The sequence below is a fragment of the Stenotrophomonas rhizophila genome (assembly GCF_003751305.1).
Taxonomy (GTDB): Bacteria; Pseudomonadota; Gammaproteobacteria; order Xanthomonadales; family Xanthomonadaceae; genus Stenotrophomonas; species Stenotrophomonas rhizophila_B.
Map to the genome: position 1 here is coordinate 1,099,201 of NZ_RJKV01000001.1, position 20,570 is coordinate 1,119,770.

13 protein-coding genes are annotated in these 20,570 nt (G+C 63.8%); 12 read left to right on the forward strand and 1 reads right to left on the reverse strand.

What is annotated here, in order from left to right; translation table 11 throughout:
- Window positions 1-11: 11 nt before the first annotated feature.
- The 10 genes from der to EDF74_RS05185 all read left to right on the forward strand — a co-directional run bounded on the left by der (window position 12) and on the right by EDF74_RS05185 (window position 16,221).
- The gene (gene der / locus EDF74_RS05140) at window positions 12-1,403 is read left to right on the forward strand and encodes a ribosome biogenesis GTPase Der (protein WP_121042160.1); all 1,392 of its coding nucleotides are present in this window, start codon (window positions 12-14) and stop codon (window positions 1,401-1,403) included.
- A 137-nt stretch (window positions 1,404-1,540) separates the two neighbouring features.
- Complete coding sequence (gene moeB, locus EDF74_RS05145; protein WP_123729065.1) at window positions 1,541-2,677, forward strand: molybdopterin-synthase adenylyltransferase MoeB; 1,137 nt, start codon at window positions 1,541-1,543, stop codon at window positions 2,675-2,677.
- 240 nt (window positions 2,678-2,917) lie between these two features.
- Window positions 2,918-4,744 carry a monovalent cation:proton antiporter-2 (CPA2) family protein gene (locus tag EDF74_RS05150; RefSeq protein WP_123729066.1) on the forward strand — a complete coding sequence of 609 codons (1,827 nt, stop codon included), beginning with the start codon at window positions 2,918-2,920 and terminating at the stop codon, window positions 4,742-4,744.
- 137 nt (window positions 4,745-4,881) lie between these two features.
- Window positions 4,882-5,763 (forward strand): bifunctional methylenetetrahydrofolate dehydrogenase/methenyltetrahydrofolate cyclohydrolase FolD, encoded by an 882-nt coding sequence (gene folD / locus EDF74_RS05155; protein WP_123729067.1) that lies wholly within the window; start codon window positions 4,882-4,884, stop codon window positions 5,761-5,763.
- A 268-nt stretch (window positions 5,764-6,031) separates the two neighbouring features.
- Window positions 6,032-7,489, forward strand: a complete 1,458-nt coding sequence (gene guaB, locus EDF74_RS05160; protein ID WP_123729717.1) for an IMP dehydrogenase — start codon at window positions 6,032-6,034, stop codon at window positions 7,487-7,489.
- A gap of 111 nt (window positions 7,490-7,600) precedes the next feature.
- Window positions 7,601-9,166 (forward strand): glutamine-hydrolyzing GMP synthase, encoded by a 1,566-nt coding sequence (gene guaA, locus EDF74_RS05165; RefSeq protein ID WP_123729068.1) that lies wholly within the window; start codon window positions 7,601-7,603, stop codon window positions 9,164-9,166.
- Window positions 9,167-9,369: 203 nt separating this feature from the next.
- Window positions 9,370-10,020 (forward strand): hypothetical protein, encoded by a 651-nt coding sequence (locus EDF74_RS05170; RefSeq protein WP_123729069.1) that lies wholly within the window; start codon window positions 9,370-9,372, stop codon window positions 10,018-10,020.
- Window positions 10,021-10,199: 179 nt separating this feature from the next.
- Window positions 10,200-11,414 carry a DUF6361 family protein gene (locus EDF74_RS05175; RefSeq protein ID WP_221180326.1) on the forward strand — a complete coding sequence of 405 codons (1,215 nt, stop codon included), beginning with the start codon at window positions 10,200-10,202 and terminating at the stop codon, window positions 11,412-11,414.
- Window positions 11,414-13,216, forward strand: a complete 1,803-nt coding sequence (locus EDF74_RS05180) for a phospholipase D family protein (protein WP_123729071.1) — start codon at window positions 11,414-11,416, stop codon at window positions 13,214-13,216. The genes EDF74_RS05175 and EDF74_RS05180 overlap by 1 nt, the downstream gene beginning before the upstream one ends.
- The gene (locus EDF74_RS05185; RefSeq protein ID WP_123729072.1) at window positions 13,213-16,221 is read left to right on the forward strand and encodes a helicase; all 3,009 of its coding nucleotides are present in this window, start codon (window positions 13,213-13,215) and stop codon (window positions 16,219-16,221) included. The genes EDF74_RS05180 and EDF74_RS05185 overlap by 4 nt, the downstream gene beginning before the upstream one ends.
- 268 nt (window positions 16,222-16,489) lie before the next feature.
- On the opposite strand, the gene EDF74_RS05190 is transcribed toward EDF74_RS05185, so the two are convergent.
- On the reverse strand, window positions 16,490-17,377 hold the full coding sequence (locus tag EDF74_RS05190) for a LysR family transcriptional regulator (RefSeq protein WP_123729073.1): 888 nt from the start codon (window positions 17,375-17,377) through the stop codon (window positions 16,490-16,492).
- A gap of 97 nt (window positions 17,378-17,474) precedes the next feature.
- On the opposite strand from EDF74_RS05190, the gene EDF74_RS05195 reads away from it, so the two are divergent.
- Window positions 17,475-17,897: a PACE efflux transporter gene (locus EDF74_RS05195; protein ID WP_123729718.1), complete on the forward strand. Its 423-nt coding sequence runs from the start codon at window positions 17,475-17,477 to the stop codon at window positions 17,895-17,897.
- Between the two features lie 174 nt (window positions 17,898-18,071).
- Window positions 18,072-20,537 carry a M20/M25/M40 family metallo-hydrolase gene (locus tag EDF74_RS05200; protein WP_123729074.1) on the forward strand — a complete coding sequence of 822 codons (2,466 nt, stop codon included), beginning with the start codon at window positions 18,072-18,074 and terminating at the stop codon, window positions 20,535-20,537.
- The last annotated feature ends 33 nt before the right edge of the window (window positions 20,538-20,570 follow it).

A 20,570-nucleotide genomic window follows, 5' to 3' on the forward strand; every position in this document is an offset into this window, starting at 1 on the left:
GAGTTACCGCGATGCTGCCCTTGGTCGCCCTGGTTGGACGGCCGAATGTCGGCAAGTCCACGCTGTTCAATGCGTTTACCCGTACGCGCGACGCGCTGGTCCATGACCAGCCCGGCGTGACCCGGGACCGTAATTACGGTGTTTGTCGTCTTGATGAAGATCACCCGTTCCTGGTGGTCGATACCGGTGGTATCGCCGGTGAAGAAGAAGGTCTGGCCGGCGCTACCGCTCGCCAGGCCCGCGCCGCCGCTGCAGAAGCGGATCTGATCCTGTTCGTGGTCGATGCCCGTGAGGGCCCGATGGACGACGAGATCCTGTCCTGGCTGCGCAGGCTGGCCCGTCCGACCCTGCTGCTGATCAACAAGATCGACGGCATGAACGAAGACACCGTGCGTTCGGAATTTGCCCGTTACGGCTTCAGCGAAATGCTGACCGTCTCGGCCGCGCACCGTCAGGGCCTGGATGATCTGCTGGACGAGGTCGTGGAACGGTTGCCGGAAGAGGGCACCACCGAGACCCTGGACACCGATCCGAACCGCATTCGCATCGCCTTCGTCGGCCGCCCCAACGTGGGCAAGTCGACGCTGGTCAATCGTCTGCTCGGCGAAGAGCGCATGATCGCCTCCGAAGTGCCCGGTACCACCCGTGATTCGATCGCGGTGGACATGGAGCGCGACGGGCGTGAGTACCGCCTGATCGACACCGCCGGCCTGCGTCGCAAGGCGCGTGTCGAGGAAGTGGTCGAGAAATTCAGCGTCATCAAGACCCTGCAGGCCATCGAGCAGTGCCAGGTTGCGGTGCTGATGCTCGATGCCTCTGAAGGCGTCACCGATCAGGACGCCAGCGTGCTGGGTGCGGTGCTCGATGCCGGCCGTGCATTGGTGGTGGCGATCAACAAGTGGGATGGCCTGACCGATTACCAGCGCGAGCAGGCTGAAGCGCTGGTGTCGCGCAAGCTCGGCTTCGTGCCGTGGGCGGAAGTGGTGCGCATCTCGGCCAAGCATGGCTCGGGCCTGCGTGAGCTGTTCCGCTGCATCCACGCCGCGCACGCCTCGGCAACGCATGAGTTCAGCACCAGCGAAGTCAACAAGGCGCTGGAAACGGCCTACGAGACCAACCCGCCGCCGGCGATCCGTGGTCACGTGTCCAAGCTGCGCTATGTGCATCCGGGCGGCTCCAACCCGCCGACCTTCATCGTCCACGGCACCCGTCTGAAAGACCTGCCGGAGTCGTACAAGCGCTATCTGGAGAACTTCTTCCGCAAGCGCTTCAAGCTGGTCGGCACGCCCGTGCAGTTCATCTTCCGCGAGGGTGTGAACCCGTACGAGGGCAAGAAGAACGTGCTCACCGAACGTCAGCTCAAGCGCAAGCGCCGCTTGATCAAGCACGTCAAGGGCAAGTGATCCAAGGAAGAGCCGGCGAAAGCCGGCTCTTTTCATTGGCGCTGCCGGCCAGTGGCCGCACGCAGCGGTAGTGCCGGCCGCTGGCCGGCAACCCGGACAAACCGACCGCCGCCACGCCCGTGCGCGATAATCCCCGCATGAGCACGATCCCCGAACTCACTCCGGCGCAGGCCCGCGAGCGCCTCGCCCATGGCGCGCTGCTGATCGACGTCCGTGAGGCACACGAACGTGCCACCGGCATGGCTGAAGGCGCCCTCGGCATTGCCAGGGGCGATCTCCAGGCCGGACCCGGCACGCACCTGCCGGTAGCCGACCGCGAGGTCGTCCTGATCTGCCAGAGCGGCAGGCGTTCGATGGAGGCCGCGGTGTTCCTGTCTGACCTGGGCTACACGAATATTGCCTCCGTGAGCGGCGGCACCACCGCTTGGCGCGCTGACGGCCTGGCGCTGGTGCAGCCGATGCAGAGCGACGCCGAGCGTGACTTCAACGAGCGTTACTCGCGCCACCTGCTTTTGCCGCAGGTCGGTGTCGAAGGCCAGAAGACGCTGCTCGCCTCACGCGTGCTGGTGCTCGGCGCTGGTGGTCTGGGCGCACCTGCCAGCTTCTACCTGGCCGCGGCCGGGGTAGGGCACCTGCGCATCGCCGATGATGACGTCGTCGACCGCAGCAATCTGCATCGGCAGATCATCCACACCGACGCCAGCGTCGGCGAGCCCAAGGTGCTCTCCGCCCGCGCGCGCCTGCTCGCGCTCAATCCTTCGCTGGACGTGGAGGCCGTGCAGGCACGGGTCACCTCGGACAACATCGATGCGCTGCTCGACGGTGTCGACGTGGTTCTGGATGGCTCGGACAACTTCCCGCTGCGTTACCTGCTCAACGATGCCTGCCTCCAGCACGGCATCCCGCTGGTGTATGGCGCGGTGGAGCGCTTTACCGGCCAGGTCAGCGTATTCGATGCCGGTCGCCAGCGTGGCACTGCGCCGTGCTACCGCTGCCTGTTCCCCGAGCCGCCGCCGCCCGAGTTCGCGCCCAACTGCTCGGAGGCGGGTGTCCTCGGCGTGTTGCCGGGCATGGTCGGCCTGCTGCAGGCCACCGAAGTGCTCAAGCTGCTGCTCGGCATCGGCGAGCCACTGATCGGCCGCCTGCTGACCTTCGATGCGCTGGGCATGCGCTTCCGCGAGACGCGGCTGCGTCCGGATCCTGCCTGCCCGCTCTGTGCCCCCGGGCGCGAGTTCCCGGGGTACATCGATTACGCCGCCTTCTGCAGCGCCTGAGAGGTGGGGCGTAGATCCACGCCATGCGTGGATGCCGTTCGCGAGGGGGGGGGGGCGGGTGAGGGCAGCCACGCATGGCGTGGCTCTACCGCCGGGATCGGCTGGGATTTCAGGACGATCTGGCACCCAGGTTCAATATCGTTCTGAATTCAGCACGATAAAACGCATCATCCGCGCTACTGCCCTTCAACGCTTTGCCCTATCGTTGACGCATCTTTTGTAGTCCGGGGAAACAACCGCATGGCGGTGGAAGCAGGTGCCAGTGAACTGGTGAAAGTGGTCGCCCTGCTGGGTGCGGCAGTGGTCATGGTGCCGCTGTTCCGCCGGCTCGGGTTGGGCTCGGTGCTGGGCTATTTCGCCGCGGGCCTGGCCATCGGCCCGTTCGGGTTCGGCTGGTTCTCCGATCCACAGGCCATCCTGCATACCGCCGAGCTTGGCGTGGTGATGTTCCTGTTCGTGATCGGCCTGGAGATGCGGCCCTCGCATCTGTGGAGCCTGCGCAACGAGATCTTCGGTCTGGGCACGCTGCAGATCGTGGTCTGCGGCACGGTGCTGACCGGCGTGTGCATGCTGCTCGGCTTCCCGCTGCCGGTAGCCTTCATCGGCGCCGCCGGGTTCGTGCTGACCTCCACCGCTGTGGTGATGCAGTTGCTGGCCGAGCGCGGCGACATCGCGCTGCCGACCGGCCAGAAGATCGTCTCGATCCTGCTGTTCGAAGATCTGCTGATCGTGCCGCTGCTGGCGGTGGTGGCGTTCATGGCGCCGGTGCACAGCGATGCCGGCGAGACGTCGCGCTGGGTCACCGTCGGCGTCGCCGCCGGTGCCATCGTCGGGCTGGTGCTGGTCGGCCGCTTCCTGCTCAATCCGCTGTTCCGCATCCTCGCCGCCGCCAAGGCGCGCGAGGTGATGACGGCCGCTGCCCTGCTGGTCGTGCTCGGCGCCGCGCTGCTGATGCAGCTGGGCGGACTGTCGATGGCGATGGGCGCGTTCCTGGCGGGCGTGCTGCTCAGCGAATCCACCTTCCGCCACCAGATCGAAGCGGACATCGAGCCGTTCCGCGGCATCCTGCTCGGCCTGTTCTTCCTCAGTGTCGGCATGGCGCTGGACCTCACCGTCGTCGCCAACAACTGGCCGCTGATCGTCTCCGGCGTGTTCGCGCTGATGCTGGCCAAGGCGGTCTGCATCTACGTGGTCGCGCGCATCCTCGGCAGTGATCATCGCCAGGCGCTGGATCGCGGCGTGGTGATGGCGCAGGGCGGCGAGTTCGCCTTCGTGCTGTTCTCCGCTGCGGCGGTGGCCGGCGTGATCGATGTGCAGGTCAACGCCAACCTCACCGCGATCGTGGTGCTTTCGATGGCGCTGACCCCGCTGTTCGTACTGCTGCACGACAAGCTGATGCCGGATCGTGAAGTCTCGCTCGATGGCGTCGAAGAAGCCGACGGTCTGTCCGGCAGCGTGCTGCTGATCGGCTTCGGCCGCTTCGGCCAAGTGGCCAGCCAGTCGCTGCTGGCGCGCGATGTGGATGTGACCATCATCGACAACGACGTGGACATGATCCACAACGCCGAGCGCTTCGGGTTCAAGATCTACTACGGCGACGGTACCCGCCTGGATGTGCTGCATGCCTCCGGCGCAGCGACCGCCCGTGCGATCGCGGTGTGCGTCAACAGCGACCAGGATGCCGATCGCATCGTGGAGCTGGTCACCCACCAGTTCCCGCAGGCCAAGCTGCTGGTGCGGTCGTTCGACCGCGAGCATTCGTTGCGCCTGATCCATGCCGGCGTCGATTTCCAGATTCGAGAAACCTTCGAATCCGCACTGCAGTTCGGCCAGGCGGCGCTGATGGAGCTGGGTGCCGATCCGGATGATGCGCGGGAGATCGCCGAGCAGATCCGCGAACGCGACGCCGAACGCTTCGAGCTGGAGATGGCAGGCGGAGACCTGCGCGCCGGTGCGCACATGGTGTTCGGCAGCGCGCTGCCGGGCGTGCCCACGCCGACCCCGTTCACCGCGCCGAAGCGGAAGGCGCGCACGCTCAACGCCGACCAGGTGCCCGAAGAAGAATGAGGCTGGTAGTGCCGGCCGCTGGCCGGCACCCAGGTGGGCCCATCCCACGTGCCGGCCAGCGGCCGGCACTACCGGTGTCCGCCGCCGGCTGAATCGGGGACAATAGACAACCGTCGCCCCCACGCCTGCTGCCCTCGATGAGCTCACCGACTTCCGACACCGCTTCTTCCGCCCGCATTCTCGACGGCCGCCGCATCGCCGAAGACCTGCTGGACAGCCTCAAGGTCCGGGTCGATGCCCGCCTGGCTGCCGGCGGCAGCCGTCCGGGCCTGGCCGTGGTGCTGGTCGGTGGCGACCCGGCCTCGACCGTGTACGTGCGCAACAAGCGCCGCGCGGCCGAGAAAGTGGGTATCGAAGCCTTTGATTACGATCTCCCGGCCGGCACCACCGAGGCCGAGCTGCTGATCCTGATCGACCAGCTCAACGCCGATCCCAAGATCCACGGTATCCTGGTCCAGCTGCCGCTGCCGGGTATCCCGGACGCCAACCGCCTGATCCACCGCATCGACCCGCGCAAGGACGTGGACGGCTTCCACCCGGAAAACGTCGGCCATCTGGCCCTGCGTGAGTTCGGTCTGCGCCCGTGCACCCCGCGCGGCATCGTGACCCTGCTGGGCCACACCGACCAGCCGGTCCGTGGCCGCAACGCCACCATCGTCGGCGTCAGCAACCACGTCGGCCGCCCGATGGGGCTGGAGCTGCTGATCGCCGGCTGCACCGTCACCAGCTGCCACAAGTTCACCCCCAAGGACGTGCTGGAGCAGTCGGTGCGCAACGCCGACATCCTGGTGGTCGCCGTCGGGCGCCCGGGCATCGTCCCCGGTGAATGGGTCAAGCCGGGCGCCGTGGTGATCGACGTGGGCATCAACCGCCTGGATGACGGCCGCCTGGTCGGCGATGTCGGCTTCGAGGCCGCCGCCCAGCGCGCCAGCTGGATCACCCCGGTCCCGGGCGGGGTAGGGCCGATGACCGTGGCCACCCTGATGCAGAACACCATCGAGGCGGCGGAAGCGTTCTGACCCGGGTAGTGCCGATCGCTGGTCGGCAGCCCGTAAAGCTGCCCTGTAGTGCCGGCCGCTGGCCGGCAACCCCGTAGCGCCGCCGAAGGGTCATGAGGAGCCGGCCAGCGGCCGGCACTACCGCGGGTGGGCTTTGGCGGCATTCTCGGCTGCCTGCCACCGTCCTGAACCGGTCTTTGCCCACGCGACACAGCGTCGCATCCGACCCCTGCCAAAGACGCCCGAATCAGGGTAAAATGTCGCGCTTCCCCACATCTCGGGTATGCCGATGCTGCGCATCCAGGCTGAAGCTCTCACCTACGACGACGTCTCTCTCGTCCCCGCTCATTCCATCATCCTGCCCAAGGATGTCAGTCTGGAAACGCGCCTGACGCGCGACCTGCGGCTGAAGCTTCCGATCCTCTCGGCTGCCATGGATACCGTCACCGAAGCCCGCCTGGCCATCGCCATGGCCCAGCTCGGCGGCATGGGCATCATCCACAAGAATCTGAGCGTCGAGCAGCAGGCTGCCGAAGTGGCCAAGGTCAAGAAGTTCGAGGCCGGCGTCATCCGCGACCCGATCACCGTCGGCCCGGAAACCACCATCCGCGACGTGCTGGCCCTGACCCAGGCGCGCAACATCTCCGGCGTGCCGGTGGTGGACGGCGGCGGCCAGCTGGTCGGCATCGTCACCCACCGTGACATGCGCTTCGAGACCGAGCTGGACGATCCGGTCCGCCACATCATGACCAAGAAGGATCGCCTGATCACGGTCAAGGAAGGCGCGGCCTCCGATGAAGTGCTGCAGCTGCTGCACCGCAACCGCATCGAGAAGATCCTGGTCGTCAACGATGAGTTCGCCCTGCGCGGCCTGATCACCGTCAAGGACATCCAGAAGAACACCGATTACCCCAACGCCGCCAAGGACACCGCCACCCGCCTGCTGGTCGGCGCGGCCGTCGGCGTCGGTGGCGATACCGACCGCCGGGTCGAGGCGCTGGTCGCCGCCGGGGTGGACGTGCTGGTGGTCGACACCGCGCACGGCCACTCGCAGGGCGTGCTGGATCGCGTCAGCTGGGTCAAGAAGCACTTCCCGCAGGTGCAGGTCGTCGGTGGCAACATCTGCACCGGTGAAGCCGCACTGGCGCTGCTGGACAGCGGCGCGGACGCGGTCAAGGTCGGCATCGGCCCGGGCTCGATCTGCACCACGCGCGTTGTCGCCGGTGTCGGCGTGCCGCAGATCACCGCGATCGACCTGGTCGCCGAGGCGCTGCAGGACCGCATCCCGCTGATCGCGGATGGTGGTATCCGTTACTCCGGCGACATCGGCAAGGCGCTGGCCGCCGGTGCCTCCACCATCATGATCGGTGGCTTGCTGGCCGGTACCGAGGAATCGCCCGGCGAGACCGAGCTGTTCCAGGGCCGCTCCTATAAGAGCTACCGCGGCATGGGCTCGCTGGCCGCGATGGAAAAGGGGTCCAAGGACCGCTACTTCCAGGACGCCTCCAGCGCCGACAAGCTGGTGCCCGAAGGCATCGAAGGCCGCGTGCCGTACCGCGGCCCGGTCGGCGGCATCATCCACCAGCTGATGGGCGGCCTGCGCGCCACCATGGGTTACGTGGGCTGCGGCACCGTCGAAGACATGCGCAGCAAGCCGAAGTTCGTCAAGATCAGCGGCGCCGGCCAACGTGAGAGCCACGTCCACGACGTGCAGATCACCAAAGAGCCGCCGAACTACCGCGCCTGATGCGGCATGAGCAAAGAGGAACGAGGAAGCTGATTCCCGTTCCTCTTTCTCTATCCGCCGCCGGTAACGACGCTGTGTTTCCCGTATTTACTCCTGCATTGCCCGGGCACCATGACCAACATCCATAACGACAAGATCCTCATCCTCGATTTCGGCGCCCAGTACACCCAGCTGATCGCGCGCCGCATCCGCGAGCTCGGCGTGTACTGCGAGATCTGGGCATGGGACCACAACCCGGCCGACATCGCCGCGTTCGGCGCCAAGGGCATCATCCTGTCCGGTGGCCCGGAATCGACCACGCTGCCGGGCGCGCCTGCCGCGCCGCAGGAAGTGTTCGACAGCGGCCTGCCGATCTTCGGCATCTGCTACGGCATGCAGACCCTGGCCGCCCAGCTCGGTGGTGCCACCGAAGCGGCTGACCAGCGTGAGTTCGGCCATGCTGAAGTCAACGTCATCGCCCCGGATGCGCTGTTCAAGGGCCTGAGCGACCATGGTGGCGAGCCGAAGTTGAATGTCTGGATGAGCCATGGCGACCACGTCTCCGTCGCGCCCCCGGGCTTCACCGTCACCGCCGTGACCGATCGCATCCCGGTGGCCGCGATGGCCAACGAAGAGAAGCGCTGGTACGGCGTGCAGTTCCACCCGGAAGTGACCCACACCCTGCAGGGCCAGGCGCTGCTGCGCCGCTTCGTGGTGGACGTGTGCGGCTGCGAGACCCTGTGGACCGCGGCCAACATCATCGACGACCAGATCGCCCGCGTGCGCGAACTGGTCGGCGATGACGAAGTGATCCTGGGCCTGTCCGGCGGCGTCGATTCGTCGGTCGTGGCCGCGCTGCTGCACAAGGCGATCGGCGACAAGCTGACCTGCGTGTTCGTCGATACCGGCCTGCTGCGCTGGCAGGAAGGCGACCAGGTGATGGCTATGTTCGCCGAGCACATGGGCGTCAAGGTGATCCGCGTCAACGCGGCGGACCGCTACTTCAGCAAGCTGGAAGGCGTCAGCGACCCGGAAGCCAAGCGCAAGATCATCGGCAACCTGTTCGTGGACATCTTCGATGAAGAATCCACCAAGCTGAAGAACGCCAAGTGGCTGGCGCAGGGCACCATCTACCCCGACGTGATCGAGTCGGCCGGCAGCAAGACCGGCAAAGCGCATGTGATCAAGAGCCACCACAACGTCGGCGGCCTGCCCGAGCACATGAAGCTGGGCCTGGTCGAGCCGCTGCGCGAGCTGTTCAAGGACGAAGTGCGTCGCCTCGGCGTCGAACTCGGCCTGCCGCGCAGCATGGTCTACCGCCATCCGTTCCCGGGCCCGGGCCTGGGCGTGCGCATCCTCGGCGAAGTGAAGCGCGAATACGCCGAACTGCTGGCCAAGGCCGATGCGATCTTCATCGACGAACTGCGCAAGGCCGATCTGTACGACAAGACCAGCCAGGCGTTCGCGGTGTTCCTGCCGGTGAAGTCGGTGGGCGTGGTGGGGGATGCGCGTGCGTATGAGTGGGTGATTGCGCTGCGTGCGGTGGAGACGATTGACTTCATGACGGCGCATTGGGCGCATCTGCCGTATGAGTTCCTGGGTACGGTGAGCAACCGGATCATCAATGAGTTGCGGGGGGTTTCAAGGGTTGTCTATGACATCTCGGGGAAGCCGCCGGCTACTATTGAGTGGGAGTGATTCCAAGTCCCGCACTGTCTGGCAAAATCTAGCAAAAAATGCCTCGGAGCCCGCGTAAATGCGGGCTTTTGCTTTCTAGGTGTGGCAAATCCAGATATCGTTGTGCATTGTCAGGCACGGCATTTCGGTGGCACTGGCGTCCGCGAGCTGGTGACGCACGCTCGCTAAAATACAATGACGCCGCTAACTCCAAGAGGCTCCAAATGCTGATGGATTTGTGGAAGTTCATGAACGACCGGCGGTTTGCCGGCAGTGTCATGCCAATTGCCCGCAATCCACAACAGGGCTTCGGTTCATGGTCGGATGGGGAGACTCTGATCGACTTGTTTTGTAGTCTAAGAGACAGGGACTACTGCCAACCGTTCATTTACGAATCCGAATTACTAGGGCTCCTTGAAAAGGCGCTCATGGACTCGATACGTTGGGGTTCATGTGACATGCTCTCCACGTTTGTCGATTCGGTGGACGCAGCGAATGGGCTGCCCCCTAGCATCATTAGTGCATTGCACGCTGCTGTGCTGGAAGATTTCGAGCAGAATACCAGCCGCATTCGCGAGGATGATATCGAATCCTCCTTGTCGGACCGGATCGATGCTCTGGAGAAGCTCGGGTCGCGTTTCGTTGTGTCGGATTCTGTGTTGGATAGTGCCGTTTCAGCAATCGAGAATTGCATAGGGGAGTTGAAGAGCGAAGTAGTCGCGCCTCCTCTCCGAGTTTTCCATCTCCGAATAAGTGTGATCGAGAGACGTTTGATGACAGAGCTCTTCGAGACCTTTTCATCCCTCTCCTTGATCGCTGGGAAGACTTGGAGAACGGTGCGCAGCCCTTCGTTCAGATGTGCTGGGCAGTTATGAAAATTCCTCGGATTGTGAGGTATATCGCTGCTTTCGGATCACCGTAATCAGCCGCGGAACGCGTGGATAATGTGGTTGATCACGGCGCTGCGCTGGTCAATACTGTGAGCCTGGGAACTGGTGCTCTATTTGGGTATAAAAGATCTAGCTAATTTGTGGAATTCATAGGGAACAGGCTCTTGTCATCTTTTGGCTTTACGTTTCTTTCGAGAAAGGCACTTGGGCAGGCAGAGCAGGTGATGTTTGGCGCCAGCTCCGGCGTCCGCGATGAGGTTGGCTTCCTAATTGTTCACCAACGTTACGCAGACCATTTCTTCCCGGGTACCTCAGTCTTGCACACCCGACTCCGATACGCGCTTCTCATCCCTTGGATATATCAGAGCCTTAGGGCGAAGCGCTCGGCCCCCAGAGATTTTGCAAATGCATTTATTGATCTAGAGCATAGGCTGACTGGCCGCCTTCAGTTCAAAGACAATGAAGGCGAGCCCGATGGAGTTATTGGTGGTGAGGTCTATCCGCGCGCCATAAGTCAGCCGCCTGCCTATGTCTACTGGACGGCGCTCACGAAATGGGGGCTGATCGGCGCCAGCCCCGACGGACGTCCTTGGAGCCGCCCGGACATGGCGCGACTGCTCGCAGCCGGGAGCAGGCGGTCGATGCACGATGACGACGGCAAGCCCATCGAAACGGTCGCATGGCCGATCACGGGATTAATTGAAGCACCGACGGGATGGGATGGAGACAGCAAGTTGACGCTCGAACTCTCTGCACGTGAACAGGAATTTTTGGCACGCAAGCTCCGCGCTGTCCGTTCACCGAGCAACCCGAGTGAGCCATCCCTTCTTGCCAAACTCGTGGGGCGCTCTCTGGACCATATTGTGCATTGCTGGGGCGACGAGATCCTTAGCTTTGCGGGTAAGGACGCCGCCCCCATAAAGCGAGCCGGACAAGCCGCCGCACTCTCGGCGATTGGTAGGGCTGTCTACGCTGCACTCGTCGAATCGTTGAAGGAAACTCGTGACAAGCGTCCCCAGGAGAAGTTGCACCGCGCGGGGCTCGGTGACGTCGTTGATGAATGGGGCGCGCAGGCGGTGGGGCTCGATTTCGCTAAGTTCCTCCAAGATGTCGGCCACCTCCCCGCGGCCGTCGAAGCCGTGCTTCGCGAGACGCTCGCCTGGATCCGTTCGAGGACGAAGAATCCGGCTTCCCTGCTCGATGTCTATAGTAGGGCCGAGTACAGCCGAAAAGGTGATCGGTCGCGCCTCGCTAACAACCAGTTCGGTGTGGATCGGCGCATGGAGTGGCAGGCCGAGAATCATGGCTTTGCGCATCCGCTTCACTACCGCTGGGGCAATGTAAAACGACTTCTACGGGACTTGGAGGGCGTCGTGTAATGGAGCGCCCGCCAGCATGGGACGGACAGCCCTATCTTGACGAGCTTCGCCCAGAGCGCGGCGAGACCGTCCGTCTGGCGCTGTTCGCGACCTATTCGGTGGACCTTTCGGCCATCGCAGCGATGCTGCTGGCGCTGATCGGTCGTAATAACGAGAAGGGCTCGGGCGCGGCGATCGATTTCGCAGAAGCGGTTGATCAGTTGCGGCACCGTGTGCGGATCATAGTTCAGCGCGGGAGAATCGTGCGGCCGGTTGCGCTACCGAGGGTCGCGGGTATTCTCGACCAATTCGTGATTGAGCAGGCGCATGACGAGCGTGTCCGCAGTTGGCATCCAAAGATCGCACTCGTGGAATACGAAGGCGAGAAGGGGCCGACCCACTGGAAGCTATGGATTGGGAGCCGGAACCTCACCCGGTCACAGGACCTTGAGGTGGGCGTGCTTCTCGACGGGTATGGAAAGCGTGGAAAAGGTCGAATGCGCCTCGACGGCATTGGTGATCTTGGCGCTAACCTTGCCAGAGCGGCCGGTCGGGCGGATGCCTCGGCCATAAGTGAGCAACTCGACTCTGTCTGGTGGGAGGCACCGGAGGGCTTTCGACTGCGGGGTCTTCTCGACGGTCTCGAAGACGGTGTCGCTCTTGCCGTCGAGCCTCCCGCGGGCACTATCGATGGCATCACGATCGTTAGCCCGTTCCTCTCCCCGAATTTTCTGAAAGCAGCGGGGCGCTGGGGCCCGACCGGCGCGCGAACCTTGGTCTCCTCGATGCCGGCGCTAGTCGACATTGCGAACCGGTCGAGGTCGTCGCTCGCGGCCTTCTCACGTGTCCTCGCCTATGCGGCACCAGATGAGACCATTGAGGAGAAGGCTCCGGAGGTACCCAAGACCTCGATGTCGGACGACGAAGCCGAGCCGCAGCCTCTTGCGCTTCATGCCAAGCTCGTCGCTTTTCATCAGGGTGACACCACAATCGTCCGCGTTGGCAGCGCCAACGCCACTGACCGCGCTTGGGCTGGCAGGAATTCCGAAGTAATGGTCGAGCTCGAAGCGGGCGACGCGTTCAATGCCGGCCTCGATTTCTTGATCGGCAAGGCCACCCCCGTCACGATCGAGGCACTTGCGCAGACCAATCCCGCCGACACCAGCCAGGCGGATGCGCTAGAAGAATCACGCAAGGCGCTCATGGCATCGTGGGATCCGATCCTCCGCCGCGATGACGATCGCTTCGTCCTCGATGCGAGGGCAGAGCCGCAACTCACGGATGCGAGCCACCGCCTGTCCGCCGGGCATGCCAATGGCGATCTTCTCGAGTGGCCCCAGGACGGTGTCCGGCTCGATCTCGGGGCTATTCCGCTGTCGATCCAATCAGCGTTCATCCAAGTCCGGATATCCTCAGCCGGGGAATCAGCGCGGTGGATGCAGCGCGTGACGATCGATCCTCCGCTCGATGAAAAGCGCGACCTCGCCGCTCTCGCCAGTCATATGGGGCTGCGGGCTTTCCACGATTGGATGCGGGCGATGCTAGGCGGAGAAACCATTCCGATCCGCGACGTTGCCTGGGACGAAGAAATGGAAGCGCCGGCCAGTGGGCGCAAGGCGCTAAGCTACAGCCGTTTGACGCTCGAAGACATTCTCACCGCTTGGGCTCGCGATGAGAGGGCGTTCACAAGGGTTGATAAACACTTCGGGCCCTATGTCGAAGCGCTACTTGCCCATGACGAGAACCTTACCACTGCGGAGAAGAAAGATTTGCACGAGCTCGCGCAAATTTGGGCGATCGCCCGCATGCAACTCGCCTCATGAGTGCCAGGTCCAAGCCGTTCCAGCAAGCGACGGTCGCAGCGGCTACAAAAGCTCTTGTCGGTGGAAATCCGCTTCGCCGGTACCTCGTTGCTGACGAGGTTGGCCTCGGCAAGACCGTCGTCGCTCGCGACACGCTCGCGGCGCTCGCGTACAAGGCCCGCAAGTTCACGGTCTATTACATCTCGAGCGGTCACAAGGTCGCTGATCAGAACAAGGTCGAACTGCTGCGCTTCCTAGACGAGGATGCCGCCGACGCGGCGCTCTCGAAGATTGATCGCGTCGGCCTCATCCCTATCGAGGAGAAACGTACCGGCAGCCTGCGGCTCTACGCGTTCACGCCCCACACTTCCTTCTCCAGCAAGAAGCGCCTCTACGGCGGCAAAGCGGTCGAACGTGCCTTTATCAAACTGTTGCTCGATGAGATCTATCCTGGGCTGACAAGCACGTTCCCGGAAAAATTCATTGAGCACGGCGCGACGACAGGCTGGGACTGGGCTCTCGCCGAAGCCCAACGAAAGTTCGAATACGCCTCAGTTGCCTTCAAGACCGCCTATGGCCGGGCGCTCAGAGGAGAATTTGGCAGGGCTGCGCGCAAGACCATCTCGCAGGCGGCCAATGACGAGATGATCTCGGACGGCCACACGATCGGTCTAATGCGCAAGGCTCTGGCGCAAGCGGCGCTCGACTCCGCGAGGCCGGATCTTTTGATCCTCGACGAGTTCCAGTGCTACCGCGAGCTGCTCGATGCGCGCGCGGACAATCCACTCGCGCGCCAGATGCTCCAAGGCAAGGACGGCGCCTCGCCACCGCCAATCCTGTTGATCTCGGCCACGCCATACCGCTTTTATGCGGAGCGTTGGGAGACCGGCGCGGGCGGGTCGCCGCACGTCGAACTGTTCGATCTCATCGCGTTTCTGGGCGGTGCTGATGTTCGCTCCAAGGCTGAGACCCAATTCCGCCGATTCGGAGATCTGCTGCACGCGATCGGCCGCCTGCCGGTCGAGAGCCGTGGGGCGGCGATCGGCGAGGCTGAGACGATCAAGCATCGGTTAGAGAGACTGCTGACGCCGCTCATGTCTCGGACGGAACGTCCCGCCGTTCGAGAAAGCAGCGAACCACCGCCCAAGCCCGTGCGGATCGAACCGCATGACCTAGACGTGTATCGCCACTTCACCGCTGGAGTGCCCAAGAACATGAAGACAGCCACGATTGCCTATTGGCTGTCGGTCCCTTTGCCTGCACAGACTCTCGGCGACCGCTATCAAATTACACGGGGTGTGGAATTCCCCGCGAAGCGCAGCGTCCCGCGTCTTGGCGTCACGACTTGGTCCAAGCCACCGAAAGATGCCTGGGGGAGTGCCAAGCTTCGGGCGCTCGGCGAGATCTTGCCAACCGATGCGCTCGCTCTACCTTGGATGCTGCCGTCACTGAGTTGGTGGGATCCTGCAGGCCCTTGGGCTAAGGTGGGACGGCCCCAGAAGATGATGATCTTCAGCCGATTTAGGGCAACGCCGCAAAGCGTAGCGGCGCTGGTCAGCCTGGAGGTAGAGCGCAAGTTCGTAGGGAGAAACTCTCTGGCCTATGCGAACGCTTGGAAGAAGCGCCACCTCAATCCTAAGCCTAATCAGGGGCCGACCTTCGCGCTCTTTCACCCGAGCCCGTTCCTGATTCGCGCTGTCGATCCGCTCGACGTCCGCGACGGCGCTTCTATCAAGCAGGTTCGTGCTCGGGTAAAGCAGCAGATAATTCGGGCGCTTCCGGTATCCGTTGCGCCCGGGGCGCCGAACAAGCGTGATGGTCGTCGTCGCAAGCCAGCTTGGGCGGTGCTCGCATCAATCGAAGCTGCGAAGTTGCAGCCACACTTTCGCGATTTTGCAGCGGTCCAAAAGGAGTGGGGACGTGTGGCGCCAAAGGACGCGGTTCTCCAATCCCTCCTCGAACAGCGTCAGCAGGCGGAGTCGATTAGCTGGATTAGCAAGTGGGAGCTCGACGCGCTGGTCGACATGGCGCTCGGCGCACCGGGTATTGTCGCTGGCCGCGCGCTCTATCGCCACCTCCCGGAGCTCTTCGACTATAAGGGTCAGCATTATCGTAAGTTGGCGCGGTTCTGCTGGACCAAGCTACGCACCTACCTTGATCGTCCGGTCTTTTGGTCGGTATTGCCGGGAGACGACGCGACGGCCAAATATCAGCGCGCCTGCGTCGAGGGTTGTCTCGAAGCGGTGCTCGACGAGCATTTCTGGCTGCGCAAATCTAAGGTAGGAGGTATCGGCCTCATCGACGACCTGTCTGGAGCGCTTTCCGCAAGTGTTGGGACGTTTGGCTTCAAAGGGCGGACGAAGAAAGAGAAGATCCGCATCCGTTGCCATGCAGCTGTGCCGTTCGGCGGCACTGAGAGCGAGACGCAGCGTCAGGATCTGGGCGACGACAACCAGACGCCCGCGCGCTCGGAGGAGATTCGTCGCGCGTTCAATACTCCGTTCTGGCCCTATGTTCTCGCGACCACCTCAGTTGGCCAGGAAGGTCTCGATTTCCATAGCTGGTGCGACCGTCTCGGGCATTGGGACCTTTGCTCAAGCCCGGTTGATCTCGAACAGCGCGAGGGTCGCGTTCAGCGTTTTGGTGGCCTCACCGTCCGCCGTCCGCTCGCAGACAAGCTCGGAAAGGACGCCTTGACCACGGCCCGGCGCGACCTGACCTCTCCTTGGGACGCGATAGCAAAAGGTGCCGACGAGGCTTTCAAAGATGACGAAACCGGCCTCACACCTTGGTGGACGCTTCCCGGTGCCGACCTCAAACGCCACCTGTTCGCCCTGCCGCAGAGCCGCGACATCGATCGATTCGCCAGGCTTAAGACGCAACGCCTCCTATATCGCGTGGCGCTTGGGCAGCCTGACCAAGAGGATCTTGTCGAGCTTCTCACGGACAACGATCCAGAGGTCCTGCGGGTACTGCAGGGCTTGGCGTTGAATCTGTCAGCCTTCGCACATCGACGGCTTGGTTAGGTCTTGCATGCGATCAGCAAGGGAATTGCTCCTGCGTGCGACGGCATAGTCTGCGACAGATAAAGAACAATGCGCTGATGTGTAAAGTGTTGTTTTTCTTGGTCTCGTGCGATTTACTTCTGCAGAAGCGCCGTTTTCACTGAAATCTAGCTGCTTGTTTATAACTAAGTGGGAATTAGTCTGTGGCCAGCCCTGGGTGGTATCTGGCCGTACGGATGTACAAGTAAGTCCACGAAAATGCGGGCTTTTTTGTTTCTTCGGGTATTGGTCAGCGGTGGTCCTGACGCATCAGCGCAATGATGTCCCCAGCGGCCAGTCGCACCGGCTTTCTGCGCAGCCACACCAGATGCACTGGCATCGTGACGCCGTTGGTCAGGTTGTCGAACGCGAGCACTCTCACGCGGCCAGCAGCGGTGGCTACCTCAACAACATCCACAGGCAGGTTGGCCCAGCCGGCGCCGCGCTCTACCAGGCCCAACGCCGCTTCCACCGAGTCCACGTGCCATCGGGCATCGGAGACCAGAAGCCGCCGGTCTGCGACGGCGTCATCGGGTCCAGCAATGACGATCTGGCGGCTGCCGCTGAGATCTTCCAGACGCCGAAGGTCCGCCGGGAGACCGGGCGTGTCCGCCGTGGCCGAAGCGACGGCGACGAAAAGCACGTTGGTGACATAGGTGAAGGCCTCTTCTCGATCCACCTCCGTGGAGACAGGCAGCAGGACCAGATCGGCCCGCTCCTGGTGCAGCATCTCGCGAACCTGGTCCTGGGGCAGTCGAAGCAGGTTCACCCGCAGCAGAGGGTACCGACAGCCCACCCGGGCCAGCGCCTCCAGCAACGTCTGGTCCGGAACGCCGGCGGCGACAGCGACGGTCAGAGTGCTCTCCAGATTCTGCGAAAGCTCCACGGCATGGTTCTGCAACAGCCGCAGCCTGCTGGCGACGGATCGCGCGTGCGGCAGCAGGGCCAGTGCTTGTGCTGTCGGTAACGCCTCGCGGCGCGAGCGGTCAAACAGTGGATAGCCCAATCCGGCCTCGATGTTGGCGATACCCATGCTTACTGCGGAGGGCACCCGACGCAGCGCGCGGGCCGCGCCGGAGAAGGAGCCGTGGTCGACCACAGCGAGGAAGAGATCGATGTCATCGCTGGAGAGGGACATATATCTTTCAATATTTCTGAAAGGAGGTGACTTTTTCAGTCAGTGATTCTGAATATAGCATCCATACCCTTCGCCAGTGACCAAGCAGGAGGATGTGATGCAGGGCGTAAAACGCAAGGTGATCTACGTCGGGGGCTATGAGCTTCTGGGACTCGCGGTGGGAACGATGGTCATGACGGTGCTGACCGGCAAGTCACCGGCCACCACCGGACTGCTGGCGCTGATGATCACGGGGATAGCCACGGTATGGAACGTGAGCTTCAACTACCTGTTCGAGGCATGGGAGCGGCGCCAGCGCGACCGCACCCGCACGGTACGCCGACGCGTGCTGCATGCCGTGGCGTTCCAGCTGACCCTAGTGTGCTTTCTGGTCCCGCTCATCGCATGGTGGCTGGGCATCACGTTGACGCAGGCGTTCGTACTGGACCTGGTGTTCATCGTCTACATCCCTTTCTATACGTTCGCCTACAACTGGGCGTTCGACAGATTCTTCGGCGTTCCCAGTTCGGCGGTGAACTAACGCGGCTTCAGGTATCGCGTCAGCCGGGACAATCTCTTCGCTGATCCGAAAATTGTTTGACAGAACGGAAATGCCCTTGTAATCCTGCGAAGGTCATCCTTTCTGGATTCCCGCCGTGCTCGTCATCCCGGTCCTCTGCAGCTTGGCGAACCACGTCTGCCGCAAGCTGCAGGCATGAGCGCGCGGCGTTCATCCAGTGGCGTCGCACGCTACACGCTGCCACTGCTGCTCCTCAGCATCGTCATCGCCGCTTGGTCCGCCTGGAGCGCGCAGAAAACCCCGCCGCCACAGCCCGCCAGCATCGCCACCGCTGAGTTCTCGGCCGTACGCGCGATGCAGCACCTGAGCTGGATCGCAACCGAGCCACATCCCACCGGCTCAGCGGCTGCGGCAAGGGTTCGCGACCAACTGGTAAACCACCTGCAGCAGGCCGGGCTCCAGGTATCCGTGCAGCGTGGCCAGGCGGCTGCCGAGTACGGCAAGGGCGACGGTCGCGGTGTGCGGGCGGCCAATGTCGGGAACGTGGTCGCGGTACTGCCGGGCCGCGATCGCAGCCTGCCGGCGGTGCTGTTGATGGCGCACTACGATACCGTTCCCCATTCACCCGGCGCAGCCGACGATGGCCTCGGCGTGGCGGTGATGCTGGAGATCTCGCGTGCGCTGCAGAACGATCTGCGGCAGCGTGACGTGGTCTTCCTGTTCACCGATGCGGAGGAGGCCGGCCTGCTCGGCGCGCGTGCGTTCTTCGCCTCGCATCCGCTGTCGTCGCGTATCGGCACAGTCATCAATCTGGAAGCCCGCGGCAGCAGCGGCCGTGCGGTGCTGTTTGAAACCGGGCCGGGCAACGCGGCGCTGCTCAGCACGTTCGCCAAACTCGCGCAGCAGCCGCTGGGCAACTCGCTGACCGGTTTCGTCTACCGCTACATGCCCAACGGCACCGACTTCACGGTGCCGGCGCAGAAAGGTATTCCCGGCCTCAATTTCGCGATCATCGGCAGCCAGATCGACTATCACGCCGCGACCGCGAGCGTGGCGAATCTCGACCCGGGCAGCGTGCAGCACATGGGCGCGCAGGTGCTGCCGCTGGTGCGCCAGTTGGCCAGCTCGGCCACCCTGCCGACTGCTACCCACGATGCAATCTACAGCGATCTTCCCGGCGGCTGGATGATCAGTGTGCCGACGTGGTCAGGCTGGTGCGTGCTGGCGTTCGGGTTGCTGGTCATTGTCGTGGTCGCACGCCGTGCCACGTTCAACCATGGCGGATGGCGCGGCGTGGTCAGTGGCGTGGCGGGGTGGCCGCTGGCGCTGTTGTCCGTTGCGCTGGCCGTACGTGTGTCGTACCGGTTGCTGGGCGGCGGCGATGCCACGCTGGTGAACAACCGGGATCTGCTGGCGGCATTCTCCATGCTGGCGTCAGGCGAGGGGCTGTTGGCAATCGGCGTGGTGCTGGCGTTGGGCGCACTGCTGGCCTGCAAGGCGGCACGCAAACCGGCTGCCGCGCTGGCGCTGGTGGCCGGTGCGTGCGCTTCGCTGCGGGGTGGGTTCGATGTGATCGGGCTGGTGCTGGGCGTGCTGGTGGCGCTGCTGGCCTGGACCAGCGCGGGGACCGCTGCGCGCGGTGAAAGCGTGCGATTGGGGGCCTTGCTGGTGGCCTGGATCATCGGCGCGGTCGTGCAGGTGCTCGCGCCGGAGCTGGCGCCGTTGCTGCTGTGGCCGCTGTTGGCGGTGGCCGCGGTGGTCTGGCTGCTGCCGGCGCACGCGCCCCCGACCGCGGTGCGTGTCATCGCCGCGGCGGTGATCACCGCATTCGCGTTGGCCCATGTCTTCCACTTCGCGCTGCAGCTGTTCGAGGCCATCGGCTTCGGAACGCCGGAAGTGTTGGCATTGCCGTTCGCGTCGCTGGCCGCACTGCTGCTGCCGTGGGTACGTGTGGCCGAGGGTGGGCGCTGGCTTGCGATTGCTGCGTTGGTCACGGTGCTGCCGGCTGCAGGGGTATTGGCTGCCGCGTCGTTCACCCAGGCGGACCGCACGCGCTACCCCGAGCTGTCCCAGGTGCTGTTCGTTGCGGATCCAGACAACCAGCACTACTACCGCGTCAGTTCACTGCCGCAGCTGTCTGACTGGAGCCGGCAGGCCTTGGGCGGCGTGCAGGCTGAGCCCACTCGCATTCCAATACCCGCGATGGATTTGACAGCGGTCTGGGCAACGAAGGCCGACGCCATTGCGGTGCCAGAGCCGGTGCGTTTCGAGCGTTCCTACGATGCCGATACCGGCCAGTCGATACTGCGCGTGCTGGCACCGGCAGGCACACGCGAACTCCGCGTACGGCTCAAGAGCGAGGCCGTCGTACGCAATGTGCAGCTGCAGGGCGAGGACGCGCCCCTGCTGGACGAGGCGGACCGCTGGTCGCGGTTGCGTTGGCAGGCGCCGGGCCCGGACGGGATCGAGCTGCGCTGGCCGTCAGACAGTGGCCCGGTCGAGGTGCAGGCCGCAGCCGGGATCGATGGCTGGCCCAAGGATGCGGCACCATTGCCTGCGCGGTCTGCGCACATCGTGCCGTGGTCGACCTCGGACATGACTTGGATTCTTGGCGCGACGCGCGTAAGCCAGGAGGGCGGAGCGCCCCAGGACGGGCGGTAACAGCGACGGCAGCCTGGCCAGCAACACGCCCGA

What these genes read in the sequence shown, in the direction of transcription:
- guaA (WP_123729068.1), top strand. Translation starts at nt 7,601, where the DNA reads ATGACCAACATCCATAACGACAAGATCCTCATCCTCGATTTCGGCGCC.
- EDF74_RS05195 (WP_123729718.1), top strand. Translation starts at nt 17,475, where the DNA reads ATGCAGGGCGTAAAACGCAAGGTGATCTACGTCGGGGGCTATGAGCTT.
- EDF74_RS05150 (WP_123729066.1), top strand. Translation starts at nt 2,918, where the DNA reads ATGGCGGTGGAAGCAGGTGCCAGTGAACTGGTGAAAGTGGTCGCCCTG.
- EDF74_RS05185 (WP_123729072.1), top strand. Translation starts at nt 13,213, where the DNA reads ATGAGTGCCAGGTCCAAGCCGTTCCAGCAAGCGACGGTCGCAGCGGCT.
- guaB (WP_123729717.1), top strand. Translation starts at nt 6,032, where the DNA reads ATGCTGCGCATCCAGGCTGAAGCTCTCACCTACGACGACGTCTCTCTC.
- der (WP_121042160.1), top strand. Translation starts at nt 12, where the DNA reads ATGCTGCCCTTGGTCGCCCTGGTTGGACGGCCGAATGTCGGCAAGTCC.
- folD (WP_123729067.1), top strand. Translation starts at nt 4,882, where the DNA reads ATGAGCTCACCGACTTCCGACACCGCTTCTTCCGCCCGCATTCTCGAC.
- EDF74_RS05190 (WP_123729073.1), bottom strand. Translation starts at nt 17,377, where the DNA reads ATGTCCCTCTCCAGCGATGACATCGATCTCTTCCTCGCTGTGGTCGAC.
- EDF74_RS05200 (WP_123729074.1), top strand. Translation starts at nt 18,072, where the DNA reads ATGAGCGCGCGGCGTTCATCCAGTGGCGTCGCACGCTACACGCTGCCA.
- EDF74_RS05180 (WP_123729071.1), top strand. Translation starts at nt 11,414, where the DNA reads ATGGAGCGCCCGCCAGCATGGGACGGACAGCCCTATCTTGACGAGCTT.
- moeB (WP_123729065.1), top strand. Translation starts at nt 1,541, where the DNA reads ATGAGCACGATCCCCGAACTCACTCCGGCGCAGGCCCGCGAGCGCCTC.
- EDF74_RS05170 (WP_123729069.1), top strand. Translation starts at nt 9,370, where the DNA reads ATGCTGATGGATTTGTGGAAGTTCATGAACGACCGGCGGTTTGCCGGC.